The 21,224-nt window shown below is 60.3% G+C and carries 16 protein-coding genes and 3 pseudogenes; 10 read left to right on the top strand and 9 right to left on the bottom strand.

Annotation, left to right across the window (positions count from 1 at the left end):
- The first annotated feature begins 118 nt into the window (after positions 1–118).
- The 4 genes and pseudogenes from AC1DLB_RS13210 to AC1DLB_RS13225 form a co-directional block, all read left to right on the top strand.
- Positions 119–901 carry a sugar phosphate isomerase/epimerase family protein gene (locus tag AC1DLB_RS13210; RefSeq protein ID WP_477745486.1) on the top strand — a complete coding sequence of 261 codons (783 nt, stop codon included), beginning with the start codon at positions 119–121 and terminating at the stop codon, positions 899–901.
- Entirely contained in the window at positions 894–1,934 is a 1,041-nt protein-coding gene (locus AC1DLB_RS13215; protein ID WP_477785099.1) for a sugar kinase, read from the top strand. Before AC1DLB_RS13210 ends, AC1DLB_RS13215 begins: the two co-directional genes overlap by 8 nt.
- A 52-nt stretch (positions 1,935–1,986) precedes the next feature.
- Positions 1,987–3,285, top strand: coding sequence for an MFS transporter (locus tag AC1DLB_RS13220; protein ID WP_192350449.1), 1,299 nt, complete (start codon positions 1,987–1,989; stop codon positions 3,283–3,285).
- Positions 3,286–3,297: 12 nt separating this feature from the next.
- Positions 3,298–4,254 (top strand): annotated as a pseudogene (locus AC1DLB_RS13225) (2-hydroxyacid dehydrogenase); the annotation flags it as partial.
- Positions 4,255–4,260: 6 nt separating this feature from the next.
- Here AC1DLB_RS13225 and AC1DLB_RS13230 read toward each other — a convergent pair.
- The 4 genes and pseudogenes from AC1DLB_RS13230 to AC1DLB_RS13245 form a co-directional block, all read right to left on the bottom strand.
- Positions 4,261–5,346 (bottom strand): annotated as a pseudogene (locus AC1DLB_RS13230) (pyridoxal phosphate-dependent aminotransferase); the annotation flags it as partial.
- A gap of 40 nt (positions 5,347–5,386) precedes the next feature.
- A complete protein-coding gene (locus AC1DLB_RS13235; protein ID WP_477743140.1) occupies positions 5,387–7,012 on the bottom strand; it encodes a methyl-accepting chemotaxis protein in 1,626 nt (541 codons plus the stop codon).
- A 359-nt stretch (positions 7,013–7,371) separates the two neighbouring features.
- On the bottom strand, positions 7,372–8,514 hold the full coding sequence (locus AC1DLB_RS13240) for a glycerate kinase (protein WP_477785100.1): 1,143 nt from the start codon (positions 8,512–8,514) through the stop codon (positions 7,372–7,374).
- 118 nt (positions 8,515–8,632) lie between these two features.
- A pseudogene (locus tag AC1DLB_RS13245) lies at positions 8,633–9,754 on the bottom strand (sugar diacid recognition domain-containing protein); the annotation flags it as partial.
- Positions 9,755–9,923: 169 nt separating this feature from the next.
- Here AC1DLB_RS13245 and AC1DLB_RS13250 point away from each other — a divergent pair.
- Positions 9,924–11,234, top strand: a complete 1,311-nt coding sequence (locus AC1DLB_RS13250; RefSeq protein WP_477745485.1) for an MFS transporter — start codon at positions 9,924–9,926, stop codon at positions 11,232–11,234.
- Between the two features lie 227 nt (positions 11,235–11,461).
- Here AC1DLB_RS13250 and AC1DLB_RS13255 read toward each other — a convergent pair whose 3' ends face one another.
- From AC1DLB_RS13255 to AC1DLB_RS13265, 3 genes are all read right to left on the bottom strand, one after another.
- The gene (locus AC1DLB_RS13255) at positions 11,462–11,821 is read right to left on the bottom strand and encodes a DUF6124 family protein (RefSeq protein ID WP_192350445.1); all 360 of its coding nucleotides are present in this window, start codon (positions 11,819–11,821) and stop codon (positions 11,462–11,464) included.
- A gap of 346 nt (positions 11,822–12,167) precedes the next feature.
- The gene (locus AC1DLB_RS13260; RefSeq protein WP_477743144.1) at positions 12,168–12,542 is read right to left on the bottom strand and encodes a VOC family protein; all 375 of its coding nucleotides are present in this window, start codon (positions 12,540–12,542) and stop codon (positions 12,168–12,170) included.
- Complete coding sequence (locus AC1DLB_RS13265) at positions 12,539–13,114, bottom strand: SDR family oxidoreductase (RefSeq protein ID WP_477785101.1); 576 nt, start codon at positions 13,112–13,114, stop codon at positions 12,539–12,541. Before AC1DLB_RS13265 ends, AC1DLB_RS13260 begins: the two co-directional genes overlap by 4 nt.
- A gap of 100 nt (positions 13,115–13,214) precedes the next feature.
- Between AC1DLB_RS13265 and AC1DLB_RS13270 the strand changes: the two genes are divergently transcribed.
- The 3 genes from AC1DLB_RS13270 to rarD all read left to right on the top strand — a co-directional run bounded on the left by AC1DLB_RS13270 (position 13,215) and on the right by rarD (position 16,279).
- Positions 13,215–14,114 carry a LysR family transcriptional regulator gene (locus AC1DLB_RS13270; protein WP_018929083.1) on the top strand — a complete coding sequence of 300 codons (900 nt, stop codon included), beginning with the start codon at positions 13,215–13,217 and terminating at the stop codon, positions 14,112–14,114.
- A 68-nt stretch (positions 14,115–14,182) separates the two neighbouring features.
- Positions 14,183–15,196 carry an aldo/keto reductase gene (locus AC1DLB_RS13275; RefSeq protein WP_477785102.1) on the top strand — a complete coding sequence of 338 codons (1,014 nt, stop codon included), beginning with the start codon at positions 14,183–14,185 and terminating at the stop codon, positions 15,194–15,196.
- 195 nt (positions 15,197–15,391) lie between these two features.
- Positions 15,392–16,279, top strand: coding sequence for an EamA family transporter RarD (gene rarD, locus AC1DLB_RS13280; protein ID WP_064617711.1), 888 nt, complete (start codon positions 15,392–15,394; stop codon positions 16,277–16,279).
- A 67-nt stretch (positions 16,280–16,346) separates the two neighbouring features.
- Here rarD and hppD read toward each other — a convergent pair whose 3' ends face one another.
- Both hppD and AC1DLB_RS13290 read right to left on the bottom strand, forming a co-directional pair.
- Positions 16,347–17,423 carry a 4-hydroxyphenylpyruvate dioxygenase gene (gene hppD, locus AC1DLB_RS13285; protein WP_007935668.1) on the bottom strand — a complete coding sequence of 359 codons (1,077 nt, stop codon included), beginning with the start codon at positions 17,421–17,423 and terminating at the stop codon, positions 16,347–16,349.
- Between the two features lie 246 nt (positions 17,424–17,669).
- On the bottom strand, positions 17,670–18,617 hold the full coding sequence (locus AC1DLB_RS13290; protein WP_477743146.1) for a DMT family transporter: 948 nt from the start codon (positions 18,615–18,617) through the stop codon (positions 17,670–17,672).
- 78 nt (positions 18,618–18,695) lie between these two features.
- Between AC1DLB_RS13290 and AC1DLB_RS13295 the strand changes: the two genes are divergently transcribed.
- Both AC1DLB_RS13295 and AC1DLB_RS13300 read left to right on the top strand, forming a co-directional pair.
- Positions 18,696–19,568 (top strand): LysR family transcriptional regulator, encoded by an 873-nt coding sequence (locus AC1DLB_RS13295; protein ID WP_064617707.1) that lies wholly within the window; start codon positions 18,696–18,698, stop codon positions 19,566–19,568.
- Positions 19,569–19,671: 103 nt separating this feature from the next.
- Positions 19,672–21,207, top strand: coding sequence for an EAL domain-containing protein (locus tag AC1DLB_RS13300; RefSeq protein WP_477743147.1), 1,536 nt, complete (start codon positions 19,672–19,674; stop codon positions 21,205–21,207).
- Positions 21,208–21,224 lie beyond the last annotated feature (17 nt).

Raw genomic sequence — 21,224 nt, forward strand, 5'->3', positions numbered from 1 at the left:
TTTACACCCACGCCCCTGTAGGAGCGAGGCTTGCCCGCGAAGAGGCCCGAAAGAACAACACATCACTCACTGATATTTTTTTTGAACAAAAATGAAACCGGTTTCAGAGGTGATAACAATGAACAAACCACCCGTTTCCATCAGCCTGTCCAGCTACGGCGCCGAGCTTGTGCGCCAACGTGGCCAGGGTAGTTTTGTCGAAGTGCTGGCCGCTGCCGGTGCCACGCACATTGAATGGCGCGAAGAGCTGCTGACCCTTGAAGACCCCGCGCAATTGGCCGACTCCACGCAATCCCGGGGCCTGGAAAGCGTGTATTCCTCGCCGCTGGAGTTGTGGCTGGCCGGGCAATCGGCACCCAACCCGGAACTGCTCTCGACCCTGCAACGCGCCGAGGCATTCGGCTCACAATGGCTGAAAGTCTCCCTGGGCTATTTCACCGACAACAACGACCTGCAAACACTGGCGCATGTGTTGCAGCAGAGCCCGGTGCAATTGCTGGTGGAAAACGACCAGACCTTGCACGGCGGCCGCATCGAGCCGTTCCAGCGTTTCTTCGAAGACGTCGAGCAGCATCAGTTGCCAATCAAAATGACCTTCGATATCGGCAACTGGCAATGGCAGGACCAGTCCGCTGCCAGCGCCGCGCGGTTGCTCGGTCGACATGTCGGCTACGTGCACTGCAAAGCAGTGGCGCGTCGGGTCGACGGCAAACTGGTGGCGATACCACCGGCGGCCAGTGACTTGCACCTGTGGCAACAATTGCTGCGGCACATGCCCCAGAACGTGATGCGCGCGGTGGAATATCCGCTGCAAGGCAATGACCTGGTGCGGTTGACCACCGACCACGTCGCTACCCTTGCCCGCCTCGGCCAATCCCGCCTGGAGCCTGCGCATGTCTGAGATCGAGATTCTGTCGTTCGGCGAAACCATGGCGATGTTCGTTGCCGAGCAGAACGGTGAACTGGCCGACGTCGGCCACTTCCACAAGCGCATTGCCGGGGCCGACAGCAACGTCGCCATTGGCCTGTCGCGATTGGGCTTTAACGTCGCCTGGCTGAGCCGGGTGGGCGCCGATTCTCTCGGCCGTTTCGTCATCGATACGCTGAAGAAAGAAGGCCTGGATTGCAGCCACGTCGACATCGACCCGGCCCACCCCACCGGGTTTCAACTCAAATCCCGCGCCGATGACGGCAGCGATCCGGTGGTCGAATATTTCCGTCGCGGTTCGGCGGCCAGTCACTTGTCGGTGCAGTCGATTTCCCCGTYGCTGCTCAACGCCCGGCACTTGCATGCCACCGGCATTCCTCCGGCGCTATCCGCGTCGGCCCGGGCAATGTCCTTCGAACTGATGACCCGCATGCGCGAAGCCGGGTGCAGCGTGTCGTTCGACCCCAACCTGCGGCCGAGCCTGTGGGCCAGCGAACAGCAGATGATCAGCGAGATCAACCGCCTCGCCGCCCTCGCCCATTGGGTGCTGCCGGGGTTGAGCGAAGGACGGTTGCTGACCGGTTTCGAAGACCCTGCCGACATCGCGGCGTTTTACCTCGACCAGGGCGCCGAAGCCGTGGCGATCAAGCTTGGCCCGCACGGTGCGTATTACCGCACGCATCAGGATGAAGGTTTCGTTGCAGGCGTACCCGTGGCAACCGTGGTCGATACGGTCGGTGCCGGTGACGGGTTTGCCGTCGGCCTGATCAGCGCCCTGCTGGAAAACCACAGCGTTGCCCATGCCGTACAACGTGCCAACTGGATCGGCAGCCGCGCGGTGCAGAGCCGTGGGGATATGGAAGGCTTGCCCACCCGAGCCGAGATGGATGCTGAATTTGAGGACGCCGTTCGCGGGCAAGCCTCGCTCCTACAGGGTTCGGGGTGTACGCCCGTAGGAGCGAGGCTTGCCCGCGAAGGGGCCCTCACCATTAACGTAAAAATTTGAATCAGACTCCGTTACCTGCTGCGACAAAAACAACAAGCTCAGGAGCATCACTATGAAAACCGCAACACTGGCCACCCGCCGCTGGTGGTACATCATGCCCATCGTGTTCATCACCTACAGCCTGGCGTATCTGGACCGCGCCAACTACGGGTTCGCCGCCGCCTCCGGGATGGCCAAGGACCTGATGATCACCCCGGGGTTGTCTTCCCTGCTCGGCGCACTGTTCTTCCTCGGCTATTTCTTCTTCCAGATCCCGGGCGCGATCTACGCCCAGAAGCACAGCGTGAAGAAACTGATTTTCGTCAGCCTGATTCTCTGGGGTGCCCTGGCGACCTTGACCGGGATCGTCTCCAACGCCTACTGGCTGATCGTCATTCGTTTCATGCTCGGCGTGGTCGAAGCCGCGGTGATGCCGGCGATGCTGGTGTACCTGTGCCACTGGTTCACCCGTGCCGAACGCTCGCGCGCCAACACCTTCCTGATCCTCGGCAACCCGGTGACCATGCTCTGGATGTCGGTGGTCTCGGGCTACCTGATCCAGCATTTCAACTGGCGCTGGATGTTCATCATCGAAGGCTTGCCGGCGGTGTTGTGGGCGTTTATCTGGTGGCGTCTGGCCGATGACCGTCCGGCCCAGGCCAAGTGGCTCAACGACCAGGAAAAGCAGGACCTGGAAAGTGCCCTGGCCGCCGAACAGGTCGGCATCAAGGCAGTGAAAAACTACGCCGAAGCCTTCCGTTCGCCAAAAGTCATCATCCTCGCCTTGCAGTTCTTCTGCTGGAGCATCGGCGTCTACGGTTTCGTGCTGTGGCTGCCATCAATCCTCAAGGCCGGCGCGCAAATGGACATGATCGAAGCCGGCTGGCTGTCGGCGTTACCCTACCTGGCGGCAGTGATCGGCATGCTGCTGGTGTCCTGGGGCTCGGACAAACTGCAGAAGCGCAAACGCTTCGTCTGGCCTCCGCTGCTGATCGCCTCGATTGCGTTCTACGGCTCCTACGCGCTGGGCGCGGAGCATTTCTGGTGGTCCTACACCCTGCTGGTGATTGCCGGTGCCTGCATGTACGCCCCGTACGGACCGTTCTTCGCCATCGTTCCGGAAATCCTCCCGGCCAACGTGGCCGGTGGTGCCATGGCGTTGATCAACAGCATGGGTGCGCTCGGTTCGTTTGGCGGCTCTTATCTGGTCGGTTACCTGAACAGCTCCACCGGATCGCCCGGTGCGTCTTATCTGCTGATGAGCGGCGCGTTGCTGGTGTCGGTGGTGCTGACGATTTTCCTCAAGCCCGGCGCCAGTGACCGGGTCGTGGCCAAAACCGCCGCGCCCCGGCCGGTGCCGGCTCATTCCTGAATGGATGTTGATATGAAAAAGCAGGTTTTGCTGTACAAGAAACTCTCGCCGCTGCTGATGGCTCGCTTGCATGAGCAGACTGAGGTGACGCTGATCGACAGCCTCGACGCCGAAGGCCTGGCCAAGCTGCGCCAGGCCCTGCCCCGTGCCCAAGGGTTGCTCGGCGCCAGTCTGAAACTCGATGCCGGGTTGCTCGACCTGGCACCGAACCTGGAAGCGATTGCCAGTGTGTCCGTCGGCGTCGACAACTACGACATCGACTACCTGACCGAACGGCGGATCCTGCTCAGCAACACCCCCGATGTGTTGACCGAGACCACCGCCGACACCGGTTTCGCGCTGATCCTGGCCACAGCCCGACGCGTGGTGGAACTGGCGAACATGGTTCGCGCCGGCCAGTGGAACCGCAACATCGGCCCGGCGCATTTCGGCAGCGATGTGCATGGCAAGACGCTGGGCATCATCGGCATGGGGCGGATTGGCGAAGCGTTGGCGCAGCGTGGGCATTTCGGTTTCGGCATGCCGGTTGTGTATCACAGCCATTCGCCGAAACCGGCGGTGGAGCAGCGCTTCAATGCGCAATACCGCAGCCTGACCGAGTTGTTGCAGCAGGCCGATTTCATTTGCCTGACCTTGCCGCTGACCGCTGAAACCGAAAAGCTGATCGGCGCCAGGGAGTTCGCCTTGATGCGCCCGCAGAGCATCTTCATCAACATTTCACGGGGTAAGGTGGTGGACGAAGCAGCGTTGATCGAGGCGTTGCAGCAGAACCGGATTCGCGCTGCCGGGCTGGATGTGTTCGAGCGCGAACCGCTGCGCCATGACTCGCCGTTGTTGCAGTTGAACAATGTGGTGGCGACGCCGCATATCGGCTCGGCGACCCATGAGACACGGGAGGCGATGGCGACTTGTGCAGTCGAAAATTTGTTGGCGGCGTTGGCGGGTGAGCGGCCGGTGAATCTGGTGAATACCGGGCCCCGCCGCACTCGGCCCGAAGGCTTCGCCGGCCAGCACCGACACGCCATAACCTTCCAGCAGCCGCTCGGCAAAATCCTGGGCGCCGAGCCCGGTCTGGCGCACATCGAGCATCACAAACATCCCGCCATCGGGCTTGATCGGCCGGATACCGGGGCAACCGCTCAACCTCGCGCACACCAGATCGCGTCGCTGGCGATACTCCTCACGCATCAGCGCCACTTCCGGCAAATCCTTATCGAGTGCCGCTTGCGCGGCTTTCTGAACGAAATCCGGAATGCCGAACAGCATGCACAACGACAGATGCATCACATGATCGGCCAGTGGTTTCGGGCCGATCATCCAGCCTACCCGCCAGCCAGTCATGGCATGGGATTTGGACAAACTGTTGAGGGTCGCGGTGCGCTCGGCCATACCCGGCAGGCTGGCCGGGCTGATGTGCTCGCCCTCATACAACAGGTCGCTATAGACCTCATCGCTGATCAGCCAGAGGTCATGTTGCACACACAGCGCCGCCAGTTCCTGCCAGCTTTTCAAGGAAAGGCTGGCACCGGAGGGATTGTTCGGACTGTTGAGCAGAATGACCCGGGTTTTAGCGGTGATCAGCGCCGCGACATCCGCCGGCTCGACCCGAAAGCCGTTCTCCGGACGCACCGCCACCGGCACCACGCTCGCCCCGCAGGCGCCGAACACGCCTTCATAAGTGACGTACATCGGTTCGGCGATGATCACTTCATCACCCGGATCGAGCAGGCACTGGGCAACCGAATACACCGCGCACTGCGCACCGGGCAGTACGATCACATGATCGGCGTCCACCTCCTGGCCGCAGCGCTGCTGATGACGGCTGGCGATGCTGCTGCGCAATGTACGGGTGCCGCGTACATCCGAGTAATGGGTGTCGCCGGCCAGCAGGCTGTCGATGGCCGCGTGGACGACCGGCAGCGGCGTATCGAAGTCCGGGTCGCCGACCGACAGCAGCAGCACGTCGACGCCCTGCTCGCGCAATTCCAGCGCTCGATCGTGAATCTTCCAGGCTGCCGCTCCATCACCGTCGATTCGTTGGGTCAAGGCTGAATAGCGCATGTACTTCTCCTAACGCGCGAGTTCCAGTTTCAACCCTATCTCAAATCACGAAACGCGCCACCATTGCATTCAAATCTACCGCCAGTCGTGACAGTTCATGGGTGGCGGCGCTGGTCTGGTTGGCACCGGCGGCCGACTGGGTGGCCAGGTCGCGGATGTTCACCAGGTTGCGGTCGACTTCACGGGACACCTGGGCCTGTTCTTCCGAGGCGCTGGCGATCACCAGGTTGCGTTCATTGATCAGCTGAATCGATGAAGTGATCTGTTCCAGGGCGACACCTGCCGCACGGGCCATTTCCAGGGTGCTTTGGGTGCGCTGATTGCTTTGCTGCATCGACGACACCGCTTCACCGGTGCCGTTCTGAATACCGGCCACCATTTTCTCGATTTCCTGGGTCGATTGCGCAGTGCGATGGGCCAGCGCCCGAACCTCGTCCGCAACCACCGCAAAGCCACGCCCGGCTTCCCCGGCACGGGCCGCTTCGATGGCGGCGTTGAGGGCCAGCAGGTTGGTCTGTTCGGCGATGGCGCGGATCACGTCCAGCACTTTGCCAATGTCTCGGCCCTGAGTGGCCAGCCCCTCGATCATCAATGCAGTGTTTTGCACGTCGTGGGTCATGGTCTGGATCGCGTCGACGGTTTCCACCACCCGGTCACGACCTTCACGGGCGGCCTGGGTCGACTGGTTCGAGGCTTCGGACGTCGATACCGCGTTGCGTGCCACTTCTTCCACGGCGGCAGTCATTTCGTTGACGGCGGTGGCGGCCTGTTCAATTTCGTTGTTCTGTTGTTGCAGGCCACGGGACGCTTCTTGGGTCACGGTGCTGAGTTCTTCGGCGGCGGCGCCCAGTTGCGTCGCGGAGCCGGCGATCTGTTCGATGGTCTTGCGCAGGTTCGTCTGCATGGTGGCCAAGGCGCCGAGTAAACGCGCCGGTTCGTCGTTGCCATCGACTTCGATGACCTTGCTCAGGTTGCCGCTGGCAATGGTTTCGGCCGCAATCACCGCACGGTTCAGCGGCGTGACGATACTGCGGGTCAACAGCCAGGCCAGCAGCACGGTCATCAGGGCAGCGACCGCCGAGACCACGATGATGCCATTGGTGGCAAAGGCAAACTGCTCTTTGGCCTGGGCGTCGGCCGCAGCCGCGCCAGCCTTGTTGATGGCAATCAACTTGTTCAACTGCTCGCCCATCTGATCGGTTCCATCCTTGATCCGGGTGTTGATCAGGTTGAGCATTTCATCCAGTTTGTTCTGCCGCGAAAGCTCCATCATCTCGCGCACCGCTTGCAGGTATTTGTCCAGCGTGGCCGAGAATGTCTTGAATAACGCCGCTTCCTCATCGCCGGCCGGCAATGCCCCATAAGCAGCCTGTGCCTGCTTGACCTTGTCCACCAGTACCCCGATCCGGGTTTCTGCTTCTTGCAGGCTCGCGGGCTCACGGTTCACCAGAACCCGGAACGAGAGAATTCGCAGACGCAGCACGTTTTCGGTCATGACACCCAGGAAGCCGACGCTGGGCAGCTGATTGCTTTCCATATCCACAGAGGCCTGTCGGATGATCGACATGCGATTCGCCGCAAACACACCCAGCACGATGACCAGCAAGGCGATGAAAGCGAAACCGAGGAAAGCTCGAGGCGCGATTTTCAGATTACGCAGTGACATAGGATGATCTCGGTAATTGAGGCGGCGAGCATCCTTGCCATGATCACTGGCGGGCGGGCGATGGCGCGCACCTTTCAGTTTGGCGCCACTGTTGTAATTGGTTTGTGTACGCCTATTGGCTGTATCGGCCGGGGTTTAGGATTTTTGCAGGGGTCTGGAGAAATATTTTTCAAGGGCGGCAGAGTGTTTCAGCGGTGAAACAGATGTTGCGCGGAGGTCGGCTTTGCGCAGTAGCCTTTGTGGCGAGGGAGCTTGCTCCCGCTGGGCTGCGTAGCGGCCCCAAAAAATTTACGGCTGCTGCGCAACCGAGCGGGAGCAAGCTCCCTCGCCACAGAGATTTCTTTTTACTGAAGACAGTGTCAGGCCTTGCGGGCGGCCACTCGCCAAACCCGCGCGATATCACTGGCGCGCTCACGCAGCAATCGCGGCGCCTCGGCGCAGGCCTGTTCCAGGGTCATCGGCCCGCTCGCCAATGCAAAAGCCGCATCGATGCCATGCTCGTACAGCGCCTGATACCCCTCGCCCAAGGTGCCGGCGATGACGATGACCGGCACGCCCTGCTGCCGGGCAATGCGCGCCACGCCAAACGGGGTTTTGCCGCGCAATGTCTGGGCATCGAAACGGCCTTCGCCGGTGATCACCAGGTCGGCGCCGTTGACCGCCTCGGCCAGCCCCACCAGTTCGGCGACCACTTCCACACCGGCCTGGAATTGCGCGCCAAGAAACGCCTTCGCGGCAAACCCCAGACCGCCCGCCGCGCCACTGCCCGGTTCATCGCGCACGTCCTTGTCCAGTGCTTGCGCGCAGAGCTCGGCAAAGTGCCCGAGGGCCTGGTCCAGTTGCTGGACTTGCTCGGGCGACGCGCCWTTCTGCGGGCCGAAAATCGCTGACGCACCGTGAGGGCCGCACAGCGGATTATTGACGTCGGCGGCGATGTCGAAACGCACGCCGGCCAGACGCGGATCAATGTCGCTCAAATCGAGACGAGCCAGTTGCGCCAGCGCCAGACCACCCGGCGCCAGGGTTTGGCCCTGGGCATCCAGCAGTTTCACCCCCAAGGCCTGCATCGCCCCGGCGCCGCCGTCATTGGTGGCGCTGCCGCCAATCGCCAGAATCACCCGGTGCGCCCCGGCATCGAGCGCAGCGCGGATCAATTCGCCGGTGCCGAAGGTGCTGCTGGTACAGGCATCGCGCAGGTCAAGCGGCACCAGTTGCAGGCCACTGGCCTCGGCCATTTCGATGATCGCGGTATGACTCTGCGGCAACCAGCCCCAGGCGGCATCGACCGTGGCGCCCAATGGCCCACGAACACGGGTGCGGCGCAGTTCTCCGTCGCACGCGGCCAGAATCGACTCGACCGTGCCTTCGCCACCATCAGCCATCGGGCACTTGAGCAATTGCGCGTCTGGCCAGACCTGCGCCAATCCCAACGCGATGGCGTCGGCCACACCTTGGGCACTCAGGCTGTCCTTGAACGAATCGGGGGCAATGACGATTTTCATGCGAATTCTCCAGTTCCAATGCGTCCATGCTGCCAGCAGGCCTGAACAATAACGCCGGTCCGCTGCACAAGCGGCCATGTGGATTATTGTTCATTTCCACAAAACCCTTGTCCGCACTGGTCGTCGTAGCAGCGGTTTGTGGCAGGAGCTGGACGCCAAGGTACAGTGCGAGCATTCCGTCGAGCTTCAGCGGGTCGACGCCGCTGAGTTCGGCGATCCGCTCCATGCGATAACGCAAACTGTTGCGGTGGATGCCCAGGGCATCGGCGCAGGCCTGGCTCTGGCCGTCGTGTTCGCACCAACTGCGCAGGGTGGCCAGCAATTGCCCGTTACCGTCCTTGGCGATGACTTTACGCAGCGGCCGCAGCAGTTCATCCAGCGCATCGTCGTCGCGGTGCCGCCAGAGCATCACCGGCAGCCGATAACGGTTCAGGATCAACAAGCGAGAATGCGGCAACACATCGCGCCCGTAGGCCAGCAAATCGCCGACCCGTCGATAGCAGCGACGCAACCCCGACAAGCCGTCGGCCTGCCCGCCCACGGCGATGCGCAAAATGTTCCAGCCCAGGCCATCGAGCTTTTCCAGCAGCCGTTCGTTATCGACCGCAGGCAGCGCCGGGCGGCACCAGAGCAGCGAAGATTTGGCCGAGCTCACGCACCAACTGTCCGGGTAGCGTGACGTCAACCAGGCGCTGAGCGCTTCGACAGTCTGGCTCGGGCCGTGTTCGATGCCCAACTCGAACAGATACGGCACCCGCGTCAATTGCGGCTTGAGCCCCAGTTGCTGCGCTTCGTCCAGCAACCGTGGCGAATCCCCTGCTTCGCTCAACAGCAATGCCAGCAGATCGTCGCACCGTTGGCGCCGCCATTGCTGCTCGGCCTGCTGATTGCGCTGGGCCACCAGCATCTCGGCGGTCATGCGCACCAGTTCGGCGTAGGTGCGCAATTGCTCCGGTTCGCCAGTAATGCCCAGCACGCCGATCAAGCGCTGATCGAGCAACAGCGGCAGATTAATGCCCGGCTGCACGCCTTTGAGATGAATCGCCGTTTGCGCGTCGATCTCCACCACGCGCCCGTTGGCCAGCACCAGTTGCGCGCCTTCGTGACGGGTGTTGATGCGCTCCGGCTCGCCGCTGCCAAGAATCAGCCCCTGACTGTCCATGACATTGACGTTGTACGGCAGGATGGCCATCGCCCGGTCGACGATGTCCTGGGCCAGGTCGTGATCGAGTTCAAACATAGCGGGGATCCTTGAAAGCGTGATGGGGCGGCTTGTTCAGCCGCACAGGCCAGGGTCGCAAACCCTGTGCTCAGGCACAAAGACAACCACCCAAGGGGTGGCCGAGACTCACCGGGCGATCAACGTTACCCTTGCGTCGCAAAAAATCATAATAAAGAGAGAGCCCGCCATGTCACAGAGCGCCACCGCTACCCTGGCCAACGCTGACGACAAGAACGCCGTCTACAAACGCATTACCTTGCGTTTGATCCCCTTCATCTTCATCTGCTACCTGTTCAACTACCTCGACCGGGTGAACGTCGGGTTTGCCAAACTGCAGATGCTCGACGCGCTGAAATTCAGCGAAACCGTGTACGGCCTCGGTGCCGGGATCTTCTTTATCGGCTACGTACTGTGCGGTGTACCGAGCAACCTGGCCCTGACCAAATTCGGCCCGCGCCGCTGGATCGCGTTGATGATGATGACGTGGGGCGCGCTCTCGACGTGTCTGCTGTTCGTCACTACACCCACCGAGTTCTACACCCTGCGCCTGTTCACCGGTGCCGCCGAAGCCGGGTTCTTCCCGGGCGTGGTGCTTTACCTTTCGCAGTGGTTCCCGACGTTCCGCCGTGGCCGCATCATGGCGCTGTTCATGTCGGCGATCCCGGTGTCGGGCCTGCTGGGCAGCCCGTTTTCCGGCTGGATCCTCAACCACTTCGGCGCAGGCCAGGCCGATTTGGCCGGCTGGCAGTGGATGTTCCTGCTGCAAGGCATCCCGACCGTGATCCTCGGCGCCCTCGCCTATTTCCTGCTCAGCGACAGTTACGCCAACGCCAAGTGGCTGACCCCGTACGAGCGTTCGGTGCTTGAAGCCGACCACGCCGAAGACCTGGCCAGCAAACCGAAAACCACCACCGACTCCTTGCGGGCAGTGTTCAAGAACCCGGCGATCTGGGCGTTCGGATTGATCTACTTCTGCATCCAGAGCGGTGTTTACGCGATTAACTTCTGGCTGCCGTCGATCATCAAGAACCTGGGTTTCAGCGACAACCTGGTGATTGGCTGGTTGAGCGCGATTCCGTACTTGCTGGCGGCGGTGTTCATGTTGATGGTCGGTCGCTCGGCGGACCTGCGCAAAGAACGTCGCTGGCACCTGGTGGTGCCGATGCTGATGGGTGCGGTGGGGCTGTTGATTGCGGTGAACTTCGCGACCACGCCAGCTCTTGCGATTCTCGGCCTGACCCTCGCCACCATGGGCGCCCTCACCGGCTTGCCGATGTTCTGGCCGGTGCCGACGGCGATGCTCAGCGCCGGTGCGGCGGCCGGTGGCTTGGCGCTGATCAACTCCATGGGGCAGATGGCGGGTTTCCTTAGCCCGTATCTGGTGGGTTGGGTCAAAGACAGCACCGGGTCGACCGATGCGGCGTTGTACCTGCTGGCGGGTGTGATTGTTTGCGGGAGCTTGCTGGCATTGCGCATGACCCGGACGTTGCGGGTTTAAGGTTCAGTGAAAACAAAAACGGCCCTCCCGGGCCGTTTCTCATTCCATGCATTCGCAATTGCTTCTGTGGCGAGGGAGCTTGCTCCCGCTGGGTTGCGAAGCGACCCCAATCCCGGTGATCGCGGTTTTTCAGACATACCGCATGCCCAGGCTTTGCGACTGCTGCGCAGCCGAACGGGGGCAAGCCCCCTCGCCACAACAAGCCCCCCCTCGCCACAATGGATCAATCAGTTCTGAGGATCGAGGTTATCCAGCACTCGGTTGACAGCCAGCTCCCCAAGCATGACCACCGATTGAATCCCCAGCATCATGTTGCGATGGGGCATGTCCATCAATCCGGCGAATTCAGTGAGCATCATGCTCGCTGACGCCAGGGATTCGCAGGCGTTGACCAGCAGGGTTTCGTTATCGACCTTTTCACCGACATGGTAAATGGTGCTGGGTTTGCGCTTGGTGGCTTTGGGGGTGGGTGGTTTGAGGTAATGGTCGAGGGCGCGCTCGGCGGCTTCGTTGAGTTTTTTGGAATCGGGGGTTTCGTAGGGGGAAACGTCGTCCACTTCTGGTGGATTTGGCGTTGGTTTGAACATAGATGAAACTCCTAACAGGACAGAAGGAGCCATCACCCTCGCTACCAAACGATGGGTGGCGGCCATGCTCAGGTTGGTAGACCGGGCGTTAGGAAACCGGCGCGTCCGAAGACGCCCTGCGCATGGCCACCATAAAACAGAGACGAGAAACTCTGCAAAAAGGTGGAGCTGTGCACCTAACAACAATCCCGGGCTACCAAACCCGATCGCTGTTTTTCAGCGACAGAGAAACGATATAGCCCAGGCCAAAGATGCACTAGCCGGCGGATTCTGGCGCAGTCGTAGGCAGCGGCGCAAGAATATGTAGCCTTAGTGAGTATCTGGAAATGTCTTTTAAACATCGTCCTTAAACGCCCACCAGACTCCCCGCCTTGGCATCCAGCTCAATCACCAAACCACCCGGCATCTGCACGAAAATCTGCCAGATCCCGTCCTCCGGCACCTGCGCTACCTGATACGGCAAACCACTGGCCTGCACCCGCTGCAACACCGTGGCGGCGTCCTCATCGGTGCGAAAGGCAATGTGGCTCAACGCCGTCTCATCGAACGTCGGCTGTTCGATTACATGCACCAGCGCCTGCGCATCCTGATACAACCAGCGTCCGGGGAACGGGAATGGCGGGCGGCGTCCCGGCGCCAATCCCAACAACGAACCGAAGGCCTCCTGCAACGGTTGCCCGTCGGGGGTGTTGAAGGCCAGATGATCAAAGTGCCAACTCATAGCAACCCTCCTCCGTCGACGTCGATGACGGTGCCGCTGATAAAGTCGTTTTCCATCGCCAGAATAAACGCTGCCGCCAGATCTTGTGGGGTGCCGACCCGGCCCACCGGCAATGCGGCGGCGGTACGGGCAAACATCGCGGCGCGTTGCGTTTCGTCCATTCCGGCGTAAGCCTCGGTGTCGGTGACACCGGGACTTATGACGTTGACCCGGCGCAGCGCGACCTGGATCGCCCGCAGCGTGCCCCAGAATTTGACGTCGAAGGCCTGTTGGGCGTGCTGCAAATCGCTGTCGACCAGCGGTTTGGCACTCACAGCCGGACCGGCCGTGATCACCAGATGATCGAAAAAGCCGATACGCTCGAACAGCTGTCGCAACGACGCTTCATCAGTGACGTCCGCCGCTTCGTGTCGGATGTTTGCATCAAGGTCAGCCGCTGGCTGGCGGCGACTCACCGCCACCACACGGGCTTCACGCTCGGCTGCGGCCCGGACGACGGCGGCGCCTATTCCGCTGCGGCCACCGATCACCACGACGGTCTGATTGTGCAAGGAAGCGTTGAGTTGTGTCATGAGCCGATCTCCGGTCGGGTTAGGGAGATTCAATCTTCTCCGGTTGCCAATCGAAGAAAAATCCCGGTAAATCAGAAGGATCTTTAAAGGATTTTTACCAATGAGCTCGATTCTCGACCTGGAGATTTTCGTTCGCACCGCCGACTCCGGCAGCATTTCCGCCGCCGCCCGCGCCCTGGAGCTGACCCCGGCGGCGGCCAGCATCGCCCTCAAACGCCTGGAAACCCGCCTCGGCATCCGCTTGCTGGCCCGTTCCACACGAAGCATGCGCCTGACCGAAGAAGGCCGGCGCTATCTGGATAGCGTGCGCCTGGCACTGGCCGCGCTGGCCGAAGGTGAGCAGGCGTTAAAGCAACAGACCCAAGGCTTGAGTGGTGTACTGCAATTGGCGGCGCCGTCGGACTTCGGGCGCAATGTGCTGTTACCGTGGCTAGATGATTTCAAGCGCCAACACCCCAACATTCAATTGCAACTATTGCTCAACGATCGACATGCCGACCTGTTCCGCGAGACGGTCGATGTGGCCCTGCGCTTCGGTGTGCCGAGTGACTCGACGCTGGTGGCGCTACCTATTCTGCCGCAGCATCGGCGCGTGGCCTGTGCCAGCCCCGAGTACCTGACCCGCCGTGGCACGCCGCAGCATCCCGAGGAACTGGGCGAACACAGCGCCCTTCTCTACCTGCGCAATGGCCGACCCTACAACCATTGGCGTTTCAGCCGTGGCGATGAGGTGCTGGAGGTTGATGTGCATGGCGACTATCTGAGCGACGACGGCGAAGTTGCCCGCCGCTGGGCCTTGGCCGGGCATGGCATCGCCTACAAGGCCTGGCTCGACGTCGCCGCCGATGTGCAGGCCGGGCGGCTGGTGACGCTGTTCGATGACTGGCAAGGCGAAAGCGTGCCATTCAATTTGCTCTGCCCGCATCGGGTGCAGGTTTCGGAGCGGGTCAAGGTGTTGCAAACGTTCTTGCAGGAGCGTTGTGAGGCACTGCGTCGATAATTCAGATTGCTCCGCGCAGCGGTTCTGGTATTTGATTAGGGCTTTCTGACCGGTAAAAGGATTTCGTCATGAGCTATCGCACGCTGGGTCATTCGGGTTTACAGGTGTCGACCCTCACATTGGGCACCATGATGTTCGGCGAACAGACCAGCACCGAAGATTCCCTGCGGATCATCGGCAAGGCCTGGGACCAGGGCATCAACTTCATCGACACCGCGGACGTGTACACCAACGGCCGCTCCGAAGAGATCGTCGGCGAAGCGATCGCCAGCCACCGCCACGAATGGGTGCTCGCCACCAAGGTCGGCTTCGGTCCGGTGGACGGTGTGCCGAACCGCAGCGGTTTGAGCCGCAAGCACCTGTTCAATGGCATCGACGCCAGCCTGACGCGGTTGGGCACCGATTATCTGGACATCTATTACCTGCACCGCGAAGACCACAACACGCCGCTGGAAGTCACGGTGTCGGCCATCGGCGATCTGATTCGTCAGGGCAAGATCCGCTACTGGGGCCTGTCGAACTATCGCGGCTGGCGCATCGCCGAAGTGATTCGTTTGGCCGACAAACTCGGTGTCGACAGGCCGGTGATCAGCCAGCCGCTGTACAACATCGTCAACCGTCAGGCGGAAACCGAGCAGATCACCGCCGCGCAAAACTATGGCCTCGGCGTGGTGCCTTACAGTCCGCTGGCGCGCGGTGTGCTCAGCGGCAAGTACGCGCCGGATGTGACACCGGACGCCAACAGCCGCGCCGGTCRCCAGGACAAACGCATCCTGGAAACCGAATGGCGGGTTGAGTCTTTGCGCATTGCCCAGCAGATCCAGCAATACACCCGGGACCGTGGCGTGGGCATCGTCGAGTTCGCCATCGCTTGGGTGCTGAACAACAGCGCCGTCACCTCGGCCATCGTCGGCCCGCGCACCGAAGAACAGTGGGATGGGTACATCAAGGCGCAAGCGGTGAAAATCACGGCGGAAGATGAAGCCTTTATCGATTCGCTGGTGACACCGGGGCATGCGTCGACACCGGGGTTCAATGATGTGAGCCATTTTGTGCCGGGACGCAAACCGCGTTCGGCTTGAGATTTATCAAGGGCAAGCTCGCTCTCACAGGTTCTGTGTCGATCTGCTGACTATGCTTCGACGAAGTTACTTGTGGGAGCAGGCTTGCCTGCAACATCCCTCGCGATGTTGAAAATATCGATCACTTGGCCAATATTCAGCACAAAAACCACGTATCCTGCGCGCCCCGTTTGACCTTCAACCCGCGAGGACAGTTTGTCTAAAGGTATCGCTCTATCGGTCACAGCCTCGATGCTGTTTGCCGTCATGTATTACTACACCTCACTGCTCTCCCCCTTGAGTGGCGTGGAGATTTTCGGTTGGCGGATGTTGCTGACCGCACCATGCATGACCGTGTTCATGGTGGTGTCCGGCGAATGGAAACGTGTGCTCGAGATTCTTCGGCGGCTGGCCGCCAAGCCGAAGTTGCTCATCGCCCTGATCGGCTCGGCAGTGCTGCTGGGCCTGCAACTCTGGTTGTTCATGTGGGCGCCACTCAACGGCTATAGCCTTGACGTGTCGCTGGGGTACTTCCTGTTGCCGCTGTCCATGGTCCTGACCGGGCGAATCGTCTATGGCGAGCGCCTTTCCTATCTGCAGAAAATAGCCGTGTTCTTCGCCAGCCTCGGCGTGCTCAACGAGTTGTATCAGGTCGGCGGTTTTTCCTGGGCGACGTTGCTGGTGGTGATCGGCTATCCGATCTATTTCATCCTGCGCAAACGCCTGGCCACGGACAACCTTGGCGGGCTCTGGCTGGACATGGCGTTGATGCTGCCGGTGGCGTTCTGGTTCGTGCAGGGAGGTGAACAAGGGTTTGGCGTGTTCGATCAACATCCGTGGCTGTCGCTGTTGATTCCGCTGCTCGGGGTGATCAGCGCTTCGGCGCTGGTGGTCTACATCATTGCCAGCCGGCTGCTGCCGTTCAGCCTGTTCGGGTTGTTGAGTTACGTCGAGCCCGTGCTGTTGCTGGGCGTTGCGTTGCTGTTGGGGGAAAGCATCAAGGCCGGCGAATGGCTGACTTATATTCCGATCTGGCTGGCGGTGGCGGCGTTGGTGTTTGAAGGGTTCAAGCATCTGGTCCGGCAACGACGCCGGCCAATGTAATTGCATGATTCAAAAAAAAGCCCGGCCAGCATTGCTGCTGACCGGGCTTTTTCACATCAGGAACGGCTTAATCAGTGGAAAGCACACCGCGACGAACCTGATCGCGCTCGATGGATTCGAACAGAGCCTTGAAGTTGCCTTCGCCGAAACCATCGTCGCCTTTACGCTGGATGAACTCGAAGAACACCGGCCCCATCAGGGTTTCCGAGAAAATCTGCAGCAGCAGGCGCTTGTCGCCAGGCTCGGACGAACCGTCCAGCAAGATGCCCCGTGCTTGCAGTTGATCAACCGGCTCGCCGTGGTTCGGCAAACGGCCTTCGAGCATTTCGTAGTAGGTGTCCGGCGGCGGCGTCATGAAGCGCATGCCGATTTTCTTCAGGCGGTCCCAAGTATCGATCAGGTTATCGGTGAGGAACGCCACGTGCTGGATGCCCTCGCCGTTGAACTGCATCAGGAACTCTTCGATCTGCCCGGCGCCCTTGGACGACTCTTCGTTCAGCGGGATGCGGATCATGCCGTCCGGCGCGGTCATCGCCTTGGATGTCAGGCCGGTGTACTCGCCTTTGATGTCGAAGTAACGGATTTCGCGGAAGTTGAACAGCTTCTCGTAGAAGTTGGCCCAGTAGGCCATGCGACCGCGATACACGTTGTGGGTCAGGTGGTCGATGATTTTCAGGCCGGCGCCGACCGGGTTGCGGTCCACACCTTCGATGAATACGAAGTCGATGTCGTAGATCGAGCTGCCTTCACCGAAACGGTCGATCAGGTACAGCGGCGCGCCGCCGATGCCTTTGATCGCCGGCAGGTGCAATTCCATCGGACCGGTTTCGATGTGGATCGGCTGGGCGCCGAGTTCCAGGGCACGCTTGTAGGCCTTTTGCGAATCCTTGACCCGGAACGCCATGCCGCACACCGACGGGCCGTGCTCGGCCGCGAAGTACGAGGCCACGCTGTGGGGTTCGTTGTTGAGGATCAGGTTGATCGAGCCCTGGCGATATAGGTGCACGTCTTTGGAGCGGTGGGTCGCGACCTTGGTGAAGCCCATGATCTCGAAGATCGGCTCCAGGGTGTTCGGGGTCGGCGATGCGAATTCGATGAACTCAAAGCCCATCAGGCCCATTGGGTTTTCGTATAAATCTGCCATTTTGGCGCCTCATCATGCTTTTAGAATTAACGGATCGTTAGTTGCTAGCAATGCTGAGACCGGCGGGTGGCGCGCAGGAGATGCCCCTCACGCTGCGGGCGAGGAAGTCACCGTAGATCAATTGGAACCCAAATATCTTCATTGTCGACCCAAGGCTCTTGCGGGCGAGGCTTCTGCTGCCAGAAGACGATTATTCTTATATGCGTAACCGGATTCTACACAGCGTAAATCAGTTTGTCCGCCTTCTTATACAATCCCCTTTTTCGTGGCCTGCGCAAGCGGTTTGTTGCACAGGAAAATCCCCGCCAGGATCAGCCCGCCGCCCAGGCACATCGCCAGTGTCAGCTGTTCGCCCAGCAACAACGCGCCGAGAAGAACAGCAGTCAACGGGTTCAAGGCGATGAACACGCCCGAGCGCGTCGCGCCGATTTTGCGGATGCCGTCGTAATAACCAATGTAGGCCAATGCCGAACCCAGCACGCCCAGGTACATCAGGCTCAACCATTGTTGCGCGCCGAGCCCGGTGAGCGCCGCGACACTCAACTCGCCCCGCACGGCGCTGGTCACCCAGAGCATCAGCGTGCCGAGCCAAATCGAGTACGTCACCGTCTGCACCGGCCCCAGTGTTTGATTCAGGCCTTTGGAGAACAGCGAATAAATGCCCCAGCCGAGCACGCAGCCGAAGATCAACAGATCGCCGATCCAGGCATCGGCATTGCCGTCCAGTAACTGCGGATTGCGGCTGACGATCACCAGGCTGGCGCCAGCAATGCAGATCGCAATACCAGCCACTTTCGCCCGACTCAGCCGCTCCTTGAACAACAGCCAAGAAGCCAGGCCGATCACCGCCGGGTTCAACGCCACGATCAAAGACGCCCGGGACGCGTTGATGTAATGCAGCCCGTAAAAGAAGCACAGGTTGTAGAAGAAAATCCCGAAGAATCCCAACAGCGCCAATTGCAACCATTGCCTGGGGCTGGGTCGCACCAAGGGCACCCGCGCCAGCAGCAGGAACACCAGCAACGCCACGCTCGCCAGCAGGAACCGCAGACTCGCGGCCAATAACGGAGAGAGGCTGTCGGCCAGAAACCGCCCGGCGACGAATGTCCCGCCCCAGATCATGGTGACCGCCGCCAGTTTCAGATAAACCGGCACATCCGAAGAGTTCGCAAGGGTCTGTTCACACGTAGTCATAAGTCTCCACCACCAGAAATCGGGCATGTGGCGTATCATTCGACTAATGATCGATCATCGTAAAATGAGTAAAAGCTCATGACCCTCACTCAACTCGAGATTTTCTCGCTGGTGGCCGAACTGCGCGGCTTCACGGCGGCCGCCCATCGTTTGGAGATTTCCCAGTCTGCGGTCTCCCACGCACTCAAGTCGCTGGAACAGGAATTGGGCGTCGAACTGCTGCGTCGGCATCAGTCCCAGGTCGAGCTCAGTGATATCGGCCAGCAGCTATTACTGCGCGCTCGGGCAATGCTCGGGCTGGCCAACACTTTGCGTCAGGAGGCGGCCGATTCACGCGGGATGAAAACCGGCACTCTGCGTATAGGCTCGTTCGGCCCGACCTCATCGATCAAGCTGTTGCCCAGGATCTTGCAGCACTACCGCGCCTCGCATCCGGGCATCGAGGTTCATATCGATGAAGGGCCGGATCGCCAGGTGATTCAGTGGCTGGAAGAACGGCGTATCGACATCGGCTTCGTGGTGTTGCCCCAAGAGCGTTTCGACACCGTGGCCTTGATCGAGGACCAGATGGTCGCGCTGCTGCCTGCCGACCATGTACTGGCCGGTCGCGGCAGCTTGCGCCTGAACGACTTGTGCCACGACCCTTTTGTGCTGACCGAAGCCGGGTCTTCGGAGCTGGTGTCGCGCCTGTTCAATACGGCGCGATTGACGCCGAACATTCGTTATCGCTGCTCGCAGTTGCTCAGCACATTGGACGTCGTAGGCCGTGGCGATGCCTTGACTGTCGTCGCCGAAAGCTCACTGCCTGACGACCACGACAACCGCTACGTGAAAAAACCGCTGTCGCCCCCCATCAGCCGCCAAGTCGGTCTGGCGGTGCTCGATCAGCGTCAGTCATCCCCCGCGACACTGGCCTTTATTAAACTGGCCTCAAGATTGATTAAAGGTTGAGCGGCATAAGGGCCGATAGCCAACTATCATGGCTGAACTCTTTTGGGAGGCATGTCGACCTGCCAACCTTTGAGAGCCCTCTTTTATCGCGATGGATTTGCGAATGCCACTGAACGTCAAAAGTCGCCGCAAGCGTGGCACCCGAATCACTGTGACTGTTTTGAGCGGATTGCTCCCGGTGTTGCTGGGAGTCGCCATTCTCTATCTGCAGGCTGAACGTACCCTCAAGCAAAGTACTGAACTGACTGGCGAAGAATCCATTCGCCAGTTCGAACTGATGCTCGACAACACCGCCCAAGCGGCGCAGGAGCTCCTGCCGCTGGCTGGCAAAAACTGCAATGACGTTAAACTGGCCTTGCGCGAACAAGTTACGCGCCGGCCCTTCGTGCGCTCGACCAACCTGGTGTGGGACGACAACCTCTATTGCAGTTCGTTGTTCGGTGAATATCAGGAAAAGGTTAATCCCGGCGACTACACCCAAGGCCAGTTATGGCTCATGAACGGCAACCCGGTCACGCCCAATACCGCGCTGTTGGTGTACCGGCTCAGCGAAGGAAATAAAGGGGCATTGACCACGCTGAACGGTTATCACCTGAGCAATGAATTGCGCCTGATCGGCCGCAAGACATTACTGTTGCTACAAGTCGGTCCCAACTGGTTGTCTGCCGACGGCAAAGTTCACGAGGACGCCCTGCCCGCCTTGCCGGTAGCACAAAGTATGCTGACGTCCTCGCGTTATGCCTTTACGGTGGCCGCAGGTTTCCCCGAAGGAGAAACCTGGCGTTACATGCGTAGTGAATACCCGCCACTGTTCAGTCTGTTGATGTTCTTCGGCGTGGTGTCAGGTTCAATCGGGCATGTGCTGCAGAAGCGCTCGATGTCGCCCAGCCGTGAAATGCAGCGGGCGCTGGAGGCAGCAGAATTCATTCCTTACTTTCAGCCCGTGGTGCATGGCGACAATAAGCTGTGGTCCGGCACCGAAGTATTGATGCACTGGAAACATCCCAGGGAAGGCCTGGTGCGTCCGGATCTGTTTATCCCGTTTGCCGAACATTCCGGTCTGATCGTGCCGATGACCCGCTCGCTGATGCAACAGACCGCCACATTGCTGGCGCCCTTGTCGGCATCGTTCGAGGGGCCATTCCACATTAGCATCAACATCACCGCCAGTCATTGCCGGGATCTTGCGCTGGTCGAAGACTGCCGAGAATTCCTCAGTGCTTTTGCACCGGGCAGTGTCCATTTAGTGCTGGAGTTGACCGAGCGCGAACTGGTCGAACCGACAGCCATCACCCTGCTGTTGTTCGAACGGCTTCGCGCGCTGGGCGTGATGATCGCCATCGACGACTTTGGCACCGGCCATTCAAGCCTCGGTTACTTGCGTCAGTTCAATGTGGACTTCCTGAAAATCGACCAGAGCTTTGTCGCCATGATCGGTGTCGACGCCCTCTCCCGGCACATTCTGGACAGCATCATCGAACTCTCGGCCAAACTCGATCTGGGCATCGTCGCCGAAGGGGTGGAAACCGAGGAGCAAAGTGACTATCTGACTGCCCATGGCGTGAACTTTCTGCAAGGTTATCTGTTCGGCCGGCCGATGCCCGGCGCAGAGTTCATTAGAGCATTAAGTGATCATTAACTAACCACGTTAAGCGC

The organism is Pseudomonas sp. 05N434 (assembly GCF_056396965.1).